Raw genomic sequence first — 16,139 nt, 5'->3', positions numbered from 1 at the left:
GACAAATAGAATTTATTTTTTTGATGAAAGATTGGAGGATGGCATTTTTTTCATTTGTAGAGCAGAATCATGATCATAAGCACGGACGATAGCGGCAACAAGGGGATGGCGCACAACATCTTTTTCATCAAAACGAATGATTGCAATATTTTCTACATGGGAAAGAATACGTATCGCTTCGATTAAACCTGATTTTTGTCCTGTAGGCAAATCAATTTGACTTACGTCACCGGTTACGATCATACGTGTTCCTTCCCCAAGTCGTGTGAGGAACATTTTCATTTGCATGGGTGTAGTATTTTGTGCCTCATCAAGAATGACAGCTGCATGGGCAAGTGTTCGCCCACGCATGAAAGCAAGAGGGGCAATTTCTATAACGCCAGAAGCTAAAATGCGCTCGACTTTTTCAACGGGGATCATGTCGTAAAGGGCGTCATAAAGTGGACGTAAATACGGATCGACTTTTTCTTTGAGATCACCGGGAAGAAAGCCAAGATGCTCTCCAGCTTCAACGGCGGGACGTGACAGAACAATTCGTTCAATGATACCACGCTCTAAAAGCATTGCAGCATGTGCAACAGCAAGATATGTTTTGCCCGTTCCTGCTGGCCCTACACCAAAAACAAGTTCATTGCGCTCCATCGCACACATATAGGCATCTTGTGTTGGGGTTCGGGCATGGATTGTTTTTTTATGGGTACTTAATTGCGCGAGAATACGTTTTTTTGCAGGTTTAGTTATTGTTGGGGCTCCTTGCTGTTCCTGTAGAAAATCTGCCATGGCAATAGCTCCTTGTGTATCTGATAAAGTGAGCTCTTGATGTGTTTTGGCGCGTTCATAAAGCTGCTGTAACACGTATTGTGCGCGTTTTATAGCAGCAAAATTTCCACAAATTAAAACTTCATTACCACGTGGATGAATGCTAAGTTCAAGTTTTTGTTCGATATAAGCAAGATTTTCGTCGAGTTTACCAAAAACTGTTTTTACATATTGATTATTTTCAAAAATCAAAACAACATGACTAACGTCTGATGCGCTTGTTTTTTCCAAGACACCAGTATTTTCAGGGTAAACATTTGCCTTTTCTTTAATATGTTTTACTCTTTCGGTTGAAGCTTTCAACCTATTCTCCCATATTCATATAAGTGTCGCACACTTCTTAAGTAAACTTTACAAAAGATAATATATCTTTTGTAGAGCGCAAGCTTTAGATGTAATCATTTTCTTCAAAAATAAAAGAGCTACTTAAAATTTAATGTCTTGAACGACGCATGAAAGATATGTTTATATATTTGCCATTTCACCAACAAAACTGTTTGAACTCACATTTTTAATGTGAATTGTCATGATGGTGCCCATAGAAGCTTGTGTATCTACGACAACAGGTAAAAGCCAAGGTGAACGACCTACCATTTGCCCCGAGTAACGCCCAGCTTTTTCAATGAGAACATCAGTTACTTCACCAACTTTAGAACGCAAAAATGCGTTTTGCTGCTCAAGAAGAAGAACTTGTAAGTGTTGAAGACGAGCATCCTTTACAGTTTCATCAACATGATTTTTCATTGTTGCTCCAACTGTTCCAGGACGAGGTGAATACTTGAAAGAATAGGCTGAACTGTATTGCACTTGTTTAATAAGTTTAATGGTTTCTTCAAAGTCTTCATCTGTTTCCCCTGGAAATCCTACAATAAAATCGCCTGAAAAAGCAATATCAGGTCGTGCAGTTCGAATTTTCTCGATAAGCTGAAGATAATGAATACTTTTATGTTGACGGTTCATTGCTTTTAAGATGCGATCTGAACCTGACTGGACAGGAAGATGCAGGTAAGGCATTAATATGTCAAGATCTCGATGTGCCGCAATAAGGCTCTCATCCATATCTCGTGGGTGGCTGGTTGTATAACGTAGGCGCTTTAAACCATCCAGTTTGGCAAGATGATAGAGAAGATCACCAAGACGCCAAGTTTTTCCATGAGCACTTTGTCCATGCCAACCGTTTACATTTTGTCCTAAAAGTGTAATCTCTTTGACACCAGCTTCAATGAGTTGGCGTGCTTCCTCAGTAATTTGCTCAACAGGTCGTGATATTTCGGCACCACGTGTGTAGGGAACAACACAAAAAGTGCAAAATTTGTCACAGCCTTCCTGCACTGTTAAAAATGCACTAACACCCCGTTTTCTTACAGCACGTTTATTGTGAGGTGGTAAATGAGCAAATTTATCTTCTACAGCATAGTCTGTTTCGATAACTTTTTTGCCTTGTTTGGCTTTTTCTAACAAGTCTGGTAAGCGGTGATACATTTGCGGACCAATGATGAGATCCACGGTTGGAGCACGACGCAAAATTTCGCTTCCCTCAGCTTGTGCAACACAACCAGTTACACCGACCATTAGGGGCTTATCAGGTGCTCGTTCTTGACGTATCACGCGCAAACGACCAAGATCAGAATAGAGTTTTTCTGCTGCTTTTTCACGAATATGACAGGTATTAACAAGAATAAGGTCAGCGTCATCAGGTGTTTGTGTCGTAATATAGCCCTGTGAACTGAGACTATCAGTCATTCGTTGGCTGTCATAAACATTCATTTGACACCCATAGGTTTTGATAAAAACCTTTTTAGGAGCAACAGGGAGCTTATCTTTAGAATTTACTTTATTCATAACGCATGTCTAAATGTTTTTTACGCAAATCTCAATCTGTTGTTTGCTTAAAAGTTTTTTGCATAACGATTGCATTTGTGCGACTGTTTTTTGATGGGTAGTAGGCAGGGCGTTTAGCAATTTTTTGAAATTGGAAACGCTGATAAAGATTCAAGGCAGAAAGATTCGTCTCTTCTACTTCTAAGAAAAGTTTTATAGCACATTCATGGTGAAGATAGCGTAATGTGCTGTCTATAAGCAAAGTGCCAATTCCTTGTCGACGAAAATGAGGGTGAACAGCAATTGTGATGATTTCTGCTTCATCAAGAATGAGGCGGCAGAGGCAAAATCCTACGATTTGATCTGGTTGACCAATAAGGGAGGCTTTGTATCCAAAGATAGAGTGATCTGTTAAGAAATTATCAAAGGCTTGTTTTTCCCAAGAAGGGAAAAAACAGGACTGGTGAATTTTATGAAAGGAAGCACTATCATTCGCTTGTAGCGGAGCAATCCAAAAATGTTTTTTTGTCAATGAAAATTCGGACATTATTTTTTTCGTGGTAAAGCAAAACCGGTTTGTTGTTTTACATCAGCATTGCGTAAATAGAGTGGGCAGGGCGGATTTTGTGGCTGTTTGTTTGCAGCAAGATAAGCATAGCTTACAATATCAGCTGCCTTGCAGAGAATTGAGCCTCGCACGATTTTTCTATTTACCTTATTGTTTTTAATGTACAGTTCAATAATATCAGCTGCTGGACCAGTTAATCTCGTTGGTTGGGGTAAATCTTCGATAATATTTTCAATTGTTTTTAATCCAGGTAGCCCTAAAGGTGTGAGATCTTCATTGAAGTTTTGATGGTAGAACATGTCTCTTCCGGCTTCAATAACAACAGTGATTGCTATTGCTGATATAGTATTTTTATTGGTTATTGTCTGTGCTGCCAATGCTTCAAGTGCGCTTACTCCAACAGCTGGTATTTCTAGTGCTAAAGCCAAAGCTCTCGCTGTTGAAACACCGACACGCACACCAGTAAACGATCCAGGTCCAATATTAACAGCAATACGATCAACTTGATCAAGAGTAATATTAGCTTGGTCAGTTATTTGTGCAATGTGTCCAATGAGTTTTTCGGCATGCCCTTTATTCATGCGTTCGCTGATCTGCGCAATGACAAATTTATGACGAATGAGTGCAACAGCACAATAAATTGAAGCAGTATCTATGGCAAGTATAAGCATAATATTTTAGTCGAATAATATGATAAGCAAAAGGTCTGCTGTGTTTTCTAGTCTTTTTTATTGGATACAATGGGTGTTGATCTAATCCTTATTGTATCCTGTTACAACACATAGTAAACAAAAACAATTTCAAAGGAAAAGATTATAAAACCGCATTTGTTTTTCTCAATAAGAGCATATTCATAAACCTTTTGTAAAAGTTTAATTTTTGTGAAAGCAGAAGAAAATAAAAAAACCAGCATTTTTATATCACACTGCTTGCTTGCAAGCAATTGCACGCTGAAAAGCTCGTTGAATAAGAAATTGAACGGTTGCTATTACTATTAATATCAAAGCGCATTCGTTCTTTTATATAAAATGACAAAGGAATCCTTTTGCAATCTTAACCTAATTTTATAAAAAGATTGCTTCAGTGTCCATAAACACTTTTAGAGGTGTTTGCAAGCTCTGTTAAAAAAGAAAAAGTATTTTAAAGTTCTATTTCAAAAACTTATGTGATTCATACCACTTAATTGTATCATGATAAGGCTGCAAGCGCCGAGGATAAGTAGGGAACAAGTCGAAGACAAAATGACACGCCATCCTGCTTTTTTTAATGAGAGGATATCAACACCTAATCCTAATGCAGCCATTGAAATGACAGTCAACAACTGAGCAATCAGTTTGATGGGATTGATAGCTTTTTCAGGGATAAGACCACTTGAGCGAATAAGCATCATGATAATAAAACCAATAATAAACCATGGGACGAGGGTGTGTAGACGTAAGCGTGTTTGTGCTGATCGATTATAGATGATTGACAGAGTAAAAATAAGAGGACCTAACATTAAAACTCGCACTAGTTTAACAACGGTTGCAATTTGTACACTTACAAAAGAGATAGATGCTGTTGCTGCCAAAACTTGTGGTACAGCATAAACAACCATGCCGGCAAGTACACCGTATTGGCTAAAGGACAAATTCAGAAGTGGATGTAAAAAGGGTAGAAATAGAATAATTAGAATTCCTAAAAGAGCAGTGAAAGCAATTGATGCAGCTACGTCGTCATGTTTTGCTTTAATGACAGGTGCAACGGCGACAATGGCTGAATTGCCACAAATAGCATTTCCACAAGCAACCAGCATTGCTAAATGTGTAGAAAGCCCAAAAAGTCGGCCAATGGTGAAACTGATGATAATTGTTACAGATATAACGAATATGATGCTAGCAAGCAAATTCCAACCAGTGGAAAGAACTGCGTTAATGCTAATGCTTGCTCCTAAAAGAACAATAGCAATTTCGAGAAGTGTTTTTGCACAAAAGGTGATGCCTTTTTGAAAATATATTGGCAAAGTAAAACAACTACGGGCAATAGATCCTAAGAGAATTGCCAAAACAAGGCTTTCAAACCACGCTTCTGCGAAAAGCTGTTTTTCTATAACTTCTAAGCCATATGCTAAGGCTGATATGAGTAAACATACTAGAATACCAGGACCAAAGTTATTTAAAAGTGAGAGATTTCTCTGTATCATTTTAATATTGCCCCCTAAAAAATGATAGTAAATAAAGAGAGAGAACAGGTAAAAAAAGTTTTAGAGATTTGTTCTCGCTTGTAAAGCTGCTGCTAAAGTTCCATCATCAAGATAATCGAGTTCGCCTCCCACTGGCACCCCATGGGCAAGCCGAGTAATTTTAACGGAGAAGTTAGAGAGCTGGTCAGTGATGTAGTGAGCAGTTGTTTGTCCTTCAACAGTAGCATTAACCGCTAAAATAATCTCCGTAATCGAGTTTTCTACAACGCGCTGGATTAAGGGAGCGATTTTGAGTTCGTCAGGACCTATTCCATCTAAGGGAGAGAGACGTCCACCCAATACATGATAACGTGCTGCTAAAATTTTTGCGCGTTCAAGAGCCCACAAATCAGCAATATCTTCAACAACAATAATTGTTGTATCATCGCGGCGTGGATCTGTACAAATTGAACAAGGGTCAATTGTATCTACATTTCCGCAAACAGAACAGATGCAGACTTTGTCTACTGCTGTTTGTATTGCTGCCCCTAAAGGTTCCAACAATGTTTCTTTTTTTTTGATAAGGTGAAGAGCAGCACGGCGTGCCGAACGCGGTCCAAGACCTGGTATCCGCGCTAAAAGCTGAATAAGACGCTCAATTTCAGGTCCTGCAATGTGTTTAGACATATTATTGTTCCAAGGGATTAAATAAAATCCGGTTCATTAAAACGGGAGTTTGAAACCTGATGGCAGTGGTAACCCTGCTGTTATGTTTTTAGTTTTTTCTTCTATAGCTATTTCAATTTTTGTTTTAGCTTCATTGTAGGCTGCCATAATCAGATCTTCAAGAATTTCAACTTCCTCAGGACTGAGTAATGAAGAATCAATTTTAATTTCTGTTATGATATTTTTGCCGTTTAAGGTGATGTTGACCAGACCACCACCAGAAGTACCCGTCACTTGTAGATTTGCTACTTCTTCTTGAATTTTCTGCATTTTCTCTTGCATTTCTTTGGCTTTTTTCATCATGCTCATCATGTCACGCATAGAAAGGAGTATCCTTATTCATCGTTGATATTATTTTCATTTTCAAAAATCTCGATATTTTTAAAAGTATCAGGAGATAAATCAAGATCTGTTTCTTGTTTATTTAGGCGGATATCGACAATTTTTGCTTCTGGAAAATGATTGAGGATTTTTGCGATATCAGGATCTGCCTCTGCATTGGAAAAAAGCTTCTTTTGGATAGCTACATTTTCTTCTTGTAAAGTTGGCCCTCCTCCTTCATTGACGAGAGTTATAGTCCAACGTTGCCCAGTCCATTGGGAAAGCATTTTTTCTATATCGCGCGCAAATAAAAGTGGAGCACCTTCAGCAAGTCTCAAAGTAATATGTCCCGGTTCAAAAGAAACAGGATGAACAAATTCTTTAATAAGAAGCTTGAAAGGAATATCATTATATTTTTCAGCTAATTCAACAATATCACGCAAAGAATTAATAACCACGGTTTGAGGTTCAATAATTTTTTTTACTGTTTGCGTGGGGGGATGCGGTAAATTTGCAATATTTTCAGAAAGATCAACAGATTGAGAAGTTTCAAGAGTTTCTGTTATTTTAGAGGTTTTAGTGCTTTCCAGAGTTTGAATTTTGACTGAATCTTTTGATTGTAAGGAACGGTCTACTTGGTTTTCCAAGAATGCTTTTAAATTTGATTGATTTGGTGACGTATTTGAAACATTCGGGGAAGAATGGGCATATACAGCTGTTACTCTTGCCGCATTGTTAGCATTTGTAGACTCTTGAGGAGAAGAATTTTGAACGGTTGTGAGTGGTATTTTTTCTTGACTAAGCTTTTTTAAAGCTTCATCAAGAGTTGGTAAATCAGCAGTGTGGGCAAGACGAATAAGTAACATTTCTGCTGCTTGAAGCGGACGTGCAGTTTGGCTAACTTCCTGTAAACCTTTGAGTAACATTTGCCAATTTCGGGATAAAACAGGGATGGAAAGTTTTTGTGAAAAATCTAAGCTTCTTAAACGTTCATCTTCAGTGAGTGAGAGATCTTCAGCTATCTCTGGAGTAAAACGTAAACGTGTAACCAGATGATTGAAATCAGCCAATTCTGTCAATATAGTGAGAGGATCAGCGCCTGCATCATATTGGCTGCGTAATTCATATAATGCATTTACAACATTACCCTTCATGATAAACTCAAAAAGATCAATAATACGCGCTTGGTCAGCTAAGCCTAACATCGCACGCACTGCAACAGCACTGATGTTGCCATAGCTATGCGCAATTGCCTGATCAAAAATAGATAGTGCATCACGTACAGAGCCTTCTGCAGCGCGGACAATCATGGAGAGTGCCTGCTCTTCCACTTCTACGTTTTCACGTTTTGCAATTTGGCGCAAATGCGCACTCAGAACTGTCGATTCAATACGCCGTAGGTCAAAACGCTGGCAACGCGAAAGAATCGTAATAGGAACTTTGCGGATTTCTGTCGTTGCAAAAATAAATTTTACATGCGCTGGTGGTTCTTCAAGTGTTTTCAATAAGCCATTAAATGCTTGTGTTGAAAGCATATGCACTTCATCAATAATATAAACTTTATAGCGTGCAGAAACAGGACGGTAACGTATTTGTTCAATAATTTCACGAATATCATCAATACCGGTATGCGAAGCCGCATCCATTTCTATAACATCGATATGACGTCCTTCAATGATTTGTGTACAATGTTCACCAAGTGTATTCAATACGGTTGTTGGTTGATCAATATCTTTTGTTTTGTAGTTGAGTGCACGTGCCAAAATACGCGCTGTTGTGGTTTTACCTACTCCGCGAATTCCTGTTAACATCCATGCTTGTGCAATGCGACCTGTTTCAAAAGCATTCGTAAGAGTACGCACCATAGCTTCTTGACCAATGAGGTCAGAGAAATTTTGAGGTCGATATTTGCGAGCAAGAACACGATAGGTCGTTTCTACCGGCATATTTTCCATCAACGATTCCAACTTTGAAGCTCTTTATACGTACATTTCAATAACACGAAAGCACAGATTAACACTGTACTCTAATATAAAAGGATTTTTTTTCAATCAACTTATTTTTTTAAGAACTGGCCAATTTGCTTAAAGACAGTCCAACCTCTTTATTTTCTACATGCACAATACTGCTCTGAAAATTAAAGATATTCCACTGAAAAACAACAAAATACGATTTATTCAACAAGAAAGGAGGTTGGTACGATGACCCGTACTAGAACTCGTTAGGGCTGCTTCTTTCCAGACCTGACCCGGTTGGCGAGCAGTTCGTCCACCACCAACCTCCCAAGCCCATATTGTCGATTTAAAATGAAAAATCAAGCTAAGAAACAAAAAATATGACAAGAACAATAAAGAATTTTTCCTTTAAACTTAACGTCTTGTACTACAGGTGACAAATAAGACGGGAATTCATCAATTTTTTTAGAGTGGCTTACCATATTTATTTGCTATGAACAAAATGCTTATTTTTCTGAAGTGGTTCAACGAATTATAGGAAGTTTGCAACAAAAAAGGAGGAGATAAAGCATGCGTGTTAATTTAATAAGCTGAAATTGGAAAATTAGGGGAAATATTGTTGCCAAATAGTATAACGTAATCCGTATTATATCGCTTTAAATGGTTGATTAATCTTTTAATAATTAAAGAAAAGATGAGTTTAATCTCTTTTTGAGTAAGGCCGAATGAATCTAGCCTAAAAAACAGTCCAGTTTCTAGCTCTAGCACGGCTAGAATAAAATTGAGTATAAGATTGTCAGTGAGCACTGTAGCAGCAATCTTACTGTTAATACGCTGTAATACCTCCACCGGTTTTATATTTTTGCTGTACTTAGCAGAATATAGAATCTGCTTGCAGGACTAGATGGAACTTGCGCATTATTTTTCTTCTGTGAGCATAGTTTATATATGGTACAGTTTAGAGCAAATCGTAATTTTTAGATGATCTAGCTACGAAGGAAAAAATCTATCTTTGTTTAGAAAATTAGCTCTAATTACCAAACACAGGATAATTGAGTTTACTGCAAAAAAAACACGCAATATCAGTCCCCTAATATCTAATTTTGCCATATGATATTGCCACTACGTATAGAGAAAAAACTCACGTAAAATCCAGCTTTGATTTTGAAAAAAATTTCCTAAGTGATTGGGCAGGGCTATGAAAATAGAAGTGAAATTAGAATTGTTACTAATAATCCCCTGTATCGCAATCTATCCCAATAATTCTTTTTTCAATAATGTTTTTAAAAATATAGATTCCTTCCGAAGGAAAACTGACAGCAAGAGATTTCATACCTTTAAGTGTAAATACTTTATTTTCTTTATCGTGTATTATCTTACCCTCATCGTCAGCAACAATTCTTAATTTGTTTAAGTCAGAAAGGGAAGAGTACGACAAAGTAAAAGATGTTTTTTGGGGGATAAATTCATTACAACTGTACTCAACACCTTGATGTACTATATCAGATGAACCAATGGTAACACTTTCATTTGGTGCAAAATCCCATTTTCTTTCACCAAATCCAGCAAATGCATTGCTGCAGCAAGCAAGGATATTCGCAGCTAATAATATCCGAGTAAAAAATTTTCCCATTTTATCATACCGTTTTATTCTAGGATACGATTAATCGTAAAACAATTTTCATAAATATAAAAGATTAAATTTAATTTAGAAATGCAGGGCTAGGCTGTTATTTTATCTTTATAAAAGCTATTTGCAGAATTACTCAAAGCCTGAATTCCTGAATGCACAGTTTTAGGTGCTCTATTGATAATTCAAGTTATCCTCTGACTTTATTGCGAAGATTTACAGTTATCCTTTTAAGATAAATTACCATAAAGAATTATTCATATTATCAATGATAATTTCTCTTATAGTACCCAGAAACAATTTGTGTTGTTTGTGTTTGCGTTATTTCATCGTGTTGCTTGGGGCTCCTTTGCTTTTTCAATACTCATTATGTGCAACTCCCTTGCGATTTATTGTTCATCACACGTCTAGTGTTCGGTCGTTTTTAGCTGGATAAATACCTATAATGCGGAATTCAGCAGAAAAAAAAGCTAGCTCTTCTAAGGCGAGTTGCATCATGGGATCTTCAGGATGTCCCTCAATATCAACGAAAAACTGTGTTGCATTAAAGTTTCCGCCAATTTGGTAGCTTTCTAATTTTGTCATATTGATACCATTTGTGGCAAATCCTCCCATAGTTTTATAAAGGGCAGCTGGGACATTGCGGACTCTAAAGAGAATGCTCGTGATGATCTTTTCACCATTTTGGGGTTTAGGCACATATTGTTGAGAAGGTGAAAGGATAACAAAACGGGTAATATTATGAGGGCTATCTTCAACGTTTTTTTCAAGAATATCAAGATCATAGAGATCTGCTGCAATCAAAGGAGCTAAAGCCGCTTGTGAACGCTTTGCATTTTTTTTAATAAATTTTGCGGCTCCAGCTGTATCAGCAGAAGTAACAGGTATCCAGCCATTGTTACGTATGATTTTACGGCATTGTGCAAGGGCATGTGCATGGCTGTGGACGGTTTTAATTTCGTCATGCGTGACACCGGGTAAAACCATTAGTTGAAAATGGATAGGCAAAAAATATTCACCAATGATATAAAGAGATGATTGTGGTAAAAGGTGATGAATATCCGCAACGCGGCCAGCAAGAGTATTTTCAATAGGAATCATAGCAAGATCAGCCTCTCCGCTTTCCACAAGGTTGAGTGCGTCTTCAAAAGTAGCAGAGGGTACAGCATCCATATTGGGAAACATATTGATGCATGCTGTATGAGAATTGGCTCCATATTCTCCTTGGAAAGAGATTTTATTGGTTTTTTTAAATGTTTTCATGCTAAAATTTCGCGTACTCTCTCAAGATCACGTTGTGTATCAACGCTTAAAGGAATAGAGTTGATTATTTCTACATCGATACACATATTATGCTCTAAAGCACGTAATTGTTCAAGTTTTTCGCGTTGTTCGAGCGCAGAGGGTTTGAACGTTACAAATCGTTCAAGCGCTTCACGTCGATAGGCATATATCCCAATATGATGGTAAAGAGGACCATCTCCATAAGGGGCTGTTGCGCGGGTAAAATAAAGAGCACGAAGGCGATTTTGAGAAAATGGTGTACCAACAATTTTGACAACATTGGGATCTGTTTTTTCATTTTCCTCGACGATTTTAGCGCCTAAAGTTGCAATATCAGTGGAGCTATTTTCTAAAGGTTGTAAAGCACTGATGATTTCACTAGGGGTTATTGTTGGCAGGTCACCTTGGACATTCAAAATAGCATTGTAGCGTCGTTCAGGATCAATATGGGTTAAAGCTTCATAAATGCGATCAGATCCAGATTTATGATGGCTACATGTCATGATACATTCATACCCGTAAGCCGTAACCGCTTTAGCGATATCGTTATGATCTGTTGCAACGATAGTACGTCCAAGTGCAGCTTTTTTTGCTTGTTCAGCAACGTGAACAATCATCGGCTTACCAACGATCTCAGCGAGAGCTTTTTGGGGGAGACGCGTTGAGTCCATACGAGCGGGAATAAGAATAATTGGTTCAAGAGTCATTTGCAAAATTCCAAAATTCCGTGTGTAATGCGTTTATAACGTTGTCTATTACAAGGAAAAAGCTTAAACTAAAAATAGTAATCAAAATATAAACATTTGAGTTTTTATGAATCGCTCGACAATTGCCTATTTTATTTTTGCTTGTCTATTTGTGCTGATTGTTTTGATGGGCATTTCCATATTCAACAATACAATTTATGATTATTCTACGTTAGTTCAACAGTTTCATACAGTTAAAAAGCACGATGTGGTTAAGGAGAAACAACAGGCGTCTGACAGTGTTTTGTCACTGAATGACCGCCTTCACCGAGGCAATCTTGAAAATGGGCGTAAAGTTTTTCGCCAATGTGCTATATGCCATACCTCTGGTCGTAATGAATCAGGGCGCGTTGGTCCGGAGCTTTGGGACATAGTGAACCGTCCTTTAGCGGCAGCACCAAATTTTTCTTACTCACGGGCTTTACGCACGAATTCTGATCAAAAATGGGATTTTATAACTTTGGATCGTTATCTGCAATCACCACGTAAAGCGTTTCCAGGAACAATTATGTCTTTTCGTGGAATCAAAAATGATCAAGACCGTGCTGATCTTTTGCTTTATTTACGCAGTCTATCCGATAATCCTGTTTCTTTAACGAATAATGATCATAAAAATAAAGACGACGAACCGAACTAAATTATGCCAAAAGGGTTCACTGGAGAAGGAGTGCGGTTGGTTTTTGTTTGTAGTTTTGGTTTCAAAGATTGACAAAGGGAATTGTTATTGACGTATCATCTAAAATTGACCCAATAAAATTGTATTGGAAGATAAAATAAAAAATAGTAACTTTTCTCCTCGACATTTTTTACTAATCGTACCGACACTATTTGGTATCTGAACAGTAACGTTTATCATCATCCAATTTATGCTTATGAGCCAACAACGGTGCTTGATGTAAGTACGCAAGCGTAGATTATTGCTCTTTTACGTCATTTACAACAAAAATATCATTTGGGGAGGGGTGTTTATGAGTCATAATTTGAAGGTCGTTAAAGTACTTGCACGTGAAGTAATTATCATACGCAAAGAGAAATAGTTAAGCATGGTTCTGCCGATTGTATTTTTCTCATTCCCAAAATTCTTATATGCAAGTCTTAATGGTTGCTGTATTAGCACTGGAATCTGATCGTTTATAAGTAACTATATTAAATTGCGCAGATAATCCATCATAAAGAAGGATTTTCCCCACTAAAGGTTCACCAATGTTTGTGATAAGTTTAATGACTTCCATTGCTTGTAGTGTGCCGATGACTCCAGGTAAAGCACCGATGATTCCAGTTTCAGCACATGACGAAGTAGCTCCAAGAGCTGGTGGTTTGGGGAATAAATCGCGATAGTGAGGATTGTTGTCTTTATAAGGCATGAGCACTGTTAGGGAGCCATCAAAACGTCTTACAGCGCCGCTTATTAAAGGTTTTGTACAGAGGGCTGCGTGATCAGCAAGTAGATAGCGCGTGGCAAAATTGTCACTGCCATCAACAATGATGTGGTAATCGTTGAGAAGTGCATCCACATTACTTTCTTTTAAGCGTAAATTGTGTTTTTCAACGGTAACATGGGGGTTAATTGCTTCTATAGTAGTTTTGGCGCTGTCGGTTTTTTTTTGATTGACCGCAGTTGTTTTGTGAATAACTTGACGTTGTAAATTGGAAAGCGAAACAATATCATCATCAACAATTCCGAGGGTACCAACGCCTGCGGCAGCCAAATAGGTGAGGACAGGAGCACCAAGACCACCTGCGCCAACAACAAGAACACGTGCAGCTTTCAATTTTTGTTGTCCCGCGCCACCAATTTCAGGCAAAATGATGTGGCGTGCATAGCGTTCGATTTCTTCATTACTTAATTTTGTATCAGCTTCTTGTGTCATAGGCTTCCTCTTGTCATAGTTCCTTTATTGTTTACAAAGTTTATGGCACATAGGCTAGTCCGCTTTCAGTTATAAGGAGGTTTTATTCATGAAAATTGCCATTCAGATGGATCATATTTCAACACTCCGGATTCAAGGAGATACAACATTTGCTCTTGCTTTAGCAGCGCAAGAACGCGGACACACTCTTTTTCATTATACACCAGATCGTTTATCTATGCGTGATGGTTGTGTGATTGCACGATTAGAGGCATTGACGGTGTATGATGATACTGAACACTATTACCAATTGGGGAGTCCTGTTCGCACCAAATTAATGGATATGGATGTGGTTCTTTTACGCCAAGATCCCCCCTTTGATCTCAATTATATCACTACGACTCATTTATTAGAGCGTATTCATCCCAAGACGCTTGTTGTGAATGATCCAGCATGGGTGCGCAATAGTCCAGAAAAGATTTTTGTTACTGAATTTGCTGATTTGATGCCAGAAACATTAATTACGAAGGATATTGAAGAAATAACAGCCTTTAGAGCTACATTTGGAGACATTATTGTGAAGCCACTCTATGGCAACGGGGGGGCAGGTGTTTTTCATTTGAAGCAGGATGATCGCAATTTGGCATCGTTGTTAGAAATGTTTGCCCAAAGTTACCGCGAACCTTTTATTGTTCAACGTTATTTAGGTGCAGTACGAAAAGGGGATAAACGGATTATTTTGCTTGATGGCATGCCTGTTGGAGCGATTAATCGGATTGCTGCGGAAACAGATGTTCGCTCTAATATGCATGTTGGAGGTCGCGCGGAAAATATTGATTTAACAAAACGTGATTATGAGATTTGTAAACGCATTGGTTCAATTTTGCGGGAACGTGGTCTTCTTCTTGTAGGCATTGATGTGATCGGAGATTATATAACAGAAATTAATGTTACGTCTCCTACTGGGATTCGTGAAATTAAACATTTTTCAGGTACGGATATTGCTCATCTGTTCTGGGATGTTATTGAATTCAAACGTTCCAATTAAATTTGTTTTAGAAGGAAATAATATGGTTTTGTCAGAAAAATTATAAATGTTGCTTTTTTTATATTTGTTATGTTGCAAATGTGAATTACATTTAAATCATTAATGCAAGCAAGAGGCTTTGATTCACATTTTAAGGAGCGCAGGGATGAAGACAGTGTTATCAGTCGGAGTAGGACTATTTTTTGCACTTGTGTTGACAAGTATGGGAAAAGCGCGTGATCAAATTCAGATTACTGGTTCATCTACAGTTTTACCTTATCAAAAAATCGTTGCTGAGATATTCGGAGAAACTTACCCTCACTTTAAGGTTCCAGTTATTGAATCGGGAGGAACAGGAGTTGGTATTAAGGAATTTTGTCGTGGTGTTGGAGAAAATACAATTGATATCGTTAATGCTTCACGAGCGATGAAGCCAAGTGAATTGCAGTCTTGTTTTGATGCTGGTGTGAAAGATGTTGAGGAAATACGCATCGGGTATGATGGCATTGTTTTTGCAACAGATATAAATGGTCCTGATTGGAAATTGCAGCCAGTAGATGTTTATAGGGCGCTTGCTGCTCAAATTATTGTAGATGGGAAATTACAACCCAATAATATTTCAAAATGGAATGCAGTCAATAGTGCTCTTCCTGATTGGACAATAGCAGCTTATATTCCTGGAGAAAAGCATGGAACGCGTGAAGTTTTTGAAGAAAAATTACTAGCTGCGGGGTGTAAATCCAGTGGAGCAGTGGAGACGATGAAAGCTTTGGGAATGAATGATAAGGCGATACACGCTGCTTGTGTTGCAGTGCGTAGGGATGGGAAGGTTATTGATATTGATGGAGATTATTCTGAAACATTTGCGCGTCTGACTTCTAATAAAACAGGGATTGGTATTTTTGGTTTGTCTTTTTATCAAAATAATGCTGATAGGTTGAAGGTCGCAGATATTAACGGTTTTGCGCCAACTGTTGAAACAATCTCTCATGGTAAATATCCTGTTTCTCGTCCACTTTTTTTCTATGTTAAGAAAGCTCATTTAGGTATCGTTCCCAGTTTGCAGGAATATGTCGACTTTTTTCTTTCTGACCAAATGATTGGTCCAGATGGCCCATTGGCTGAATATGGTTTGATTGTTGCTTCCGAAAAAGAGCGCCAAGCGCAGCGTTCTGCTTTTTCTGCTGGTAGAGTGATGACTTTGAAATAATTTTCTAGATTTGCACTGTGG

Annotated in this window: 15 protein-coding genes and 1 other RNA gene; 3 read left to right on the top strand and 13 right to left on the bottom strand. The window is 38.0% G+C overall.

The window, feature by feature from the left end:
- Window positions 1–12: 12 nt before the first annotated feature.
- The 12 genes from MCO_RS00185 to MCO_RS00130 form a co-directional block, all read right to left on the bottom strand.
- Window positions 13–1,122 (bottom strand): PhoH family protein, encoded by a 1,110-nt coding sequence (locus MCO_RS00185; RefSeq protein ID WP_007551841.1) that lies wholly within the window; start codon window positions 1,120–1,122, stop codon window positions 13–15.
- 162 nt (window positions 1,123–1,284) lie between these two features.
- Entirely contained in the window at window positions 1,285–2,661 is a 1,377-nt protein-coding gene (gene miaB / locus MCO_RS00180) for a tRNA (N6-isopentenyl adenosine(37)-C2)-methylthiotransferase MiaB (protein ID WP_007551840.1), read from the bottom strand.
- A 31-nt stretch (window positions 2,662–2,692) separates the two neighbouring features.
- A complete protein-coding gene (rimI, locus tag MCO_RS00175; RefSeq protein WP_007551839.1) occupies window positions 2,693–3,187 on the bottom strand; it encodes a ribosomal protein S18-alanine N-acetyltransferase in 495 nt (164 codons plus the stop codon).
- On the bottom strand, window positions 3,187–3,879 hold the full coding sequence (tsaB, locus tag MCO_RS00170; RefSeq protein ID WP_007551838.1) for a tRNA (adenosine(37)-N6)-threonylcarbamoyltransferase complex dimerization subunit type 1 TsaB: 693 nt from the start codon (window positions 3,877–3,879) through the stop codon (window positions 3,187–3,189). Before tsaB ends, rimI begins: the two co-directional genes overlap by 1 nt.
- Window positions 3,880–4,361: 482 nt before the next feature.
- Window positions 4,362–5,390 carry a YeiH family protein gene (locus MCO_RS00165; protein ID WP_007551837.1) on the bottom strand — a complete coding sequence of 343 codons (1,029 nt, stop codon included), beginning with the start codon at window positions 5,388–5,390 and terminating at the stop codon, window positions 4,362–4,364.
- A 60-nt stretch (window positions 5,391–5,450) separates the two neighbouring features.
- The gene (gene recR / locus MCO_RS00160) at window positions 5,451–6,056 is read right to left on the bottom strand and encodes a recombination mediator RecR (RefSeq protein WP_007551836.1); all 606 of its coding nucleotides are present in this window, start codon (window positions 6,054–6,056) and stop codon (window positions 5,451–5,453) included.
- A 36-nt stretch (window positions 6,057–6,092) separates the two neighbouring features.
- On the bottom strand, window positions 6,093–6,416 hold the full coding sequence (locus MCO_RS00155; protein ID WP_007551834.1) for a YbaB/EbfC family nucleoid-associated protein: 324 nt from the start codon (window positions 6,414–6,416) through the stop codon (window positions 6,093–6,095).
- A gap of 14 nt (window positions 6,417–6,430) precedes the next feature.
- A complete protein-coding gene (locus MCO_RS00150; RefSeq protein WP_007551832.1) occupies window positions 6,431–8,371 on the bottom strand; it encodes a DNA polymerase III subunit gamma/tau in 1,941 nt (646 codons plus the stop codon).
- A gap of 230 nt (window positions 8,372–8,601) precedes the next feature.
- An RNA gene (gene ffs, locus MCO_RS09915) (signal recognition particle sRNA small type) lies at window positions 8,602–8,699 on the bottom strand.
- A gap of 900 nt (window positions 8,700–9,599) precedes the next feature.
- A complete protein-coding gene (locus MCO_RS00140; RefSeq protein WP_007551831.1) occupies window positions 9,600–10,004 on the bottom strand; it encodes a hypothetical protein in 405 nt (134 codons plus the stop codon).
- 396 nt (window positions 10,005–10,400) lie between these two features.
- Window positions 10,401–11,264, bottom strand: coding sequence for a prephenate dehydratase (locus MCO_RS00135; RefSeq protein ID WP_007551829.1), 864 nt, complete (start codon window positions 11,262–11,264; stop codon window positions 10,401–10,403).
- The gene (locus tag MCO_RS00130) at window positions 11,261–11,992 is read right to left on the bottom strand and encodes a 3-deoxy-manno-octulosonate cytidylyltransferase (RefSeq protein WP_007551828.1); all 732 of its coding nucleotides are present in this window, start codon (window positions 11,990–11,992) and stop codon (window positions 11,261–11,263) included. The genes MCO_RS00135 and MCO_RS00130 overlap by 4 nt, the downstream gene beginning before the upstream one ends.
- A gap of 106 nt (window positions 11,993–12,098) precedes the next feature.
- Here MCO_RS00130 and MCO_RS00125 point away from each other — a divergent pair, with 106 nt between their 5' ends.
- Window positions 12,099–12,668, top strand: coding sequence for a cytochrome c family protein (locus MCO_RS00125; protein ID WP_007551826.1), 570 nt, complete (start codon window positions 12,099–12,101; stop codon window positions 12,666–12,668).
- Window positions 12,669–13,113: 445 nt separating this feature from the next.
- Here the strand turns inward: MCO_RS00125 and MCO_RS00120 are convergent, their stop codons facing one another.
- Window positions 13,114–13,902: a molybdopterin-synthase adenylyltransferase MoeB gene (locus MCO_RS00120; RefSeq protein WP_007551825.1), complete on the bottom strand. Its 789-nt coding sequence runs from the start codon at window positions 13,900–13,902 to the stop codon at window positions 13,114–13,116.
- An 88-nt stretch (window positions 13,903–13,990) separates the two neighbouring features.
- Between MCO_RS00120 and gshB the strand changes: the two genes are divergently transcribed.
- Both gshB and MCO_RS00110 read left to right on the top strand, forming a co-directional pair.
- On the top strand, window positions 13,991–14,929 hold the full coding sequence (gshB, locus tag MCO_RS00115) for a glutathione synthase (RefSeq protein WP_007551824.1): 939 nt from the start codon (window positions 13,991–13,993) through the stop codon (window positions 14,927–14,929).
- 145 nt (window positions 14,930–15,074) lie between these two features.
- Complete coding sequence (locus tag MCO_RS00110; RefSeq protein WP_007551823.1) at window positions 15,075–16,118, top strand: substrate-binding domain-containing protein; 1,044 nt, start codon at window positions 15,075–15,077, stop codon at window positions 16,116–16,118.
- The last annotated feature ends 21 nt before the right edge of the window (window positions 16,119–16,139 follow it).

Source organism: Bartonella sp. DB5-6 (assembly GCF_000278115.1).
Classification (GTDB): domain Bacteria; phylum Pseudomonadota; class Alphaproteobacteria; order Rhizobiales; family Rhizobiaceae; genus Bartonella; species Bartonella refiksaydamii.
The sequence above is the reverse complement of the archived record's forward strand: the minus strand, read 5'-3'. Positions and strand labels throughout refer to the sequence as shown.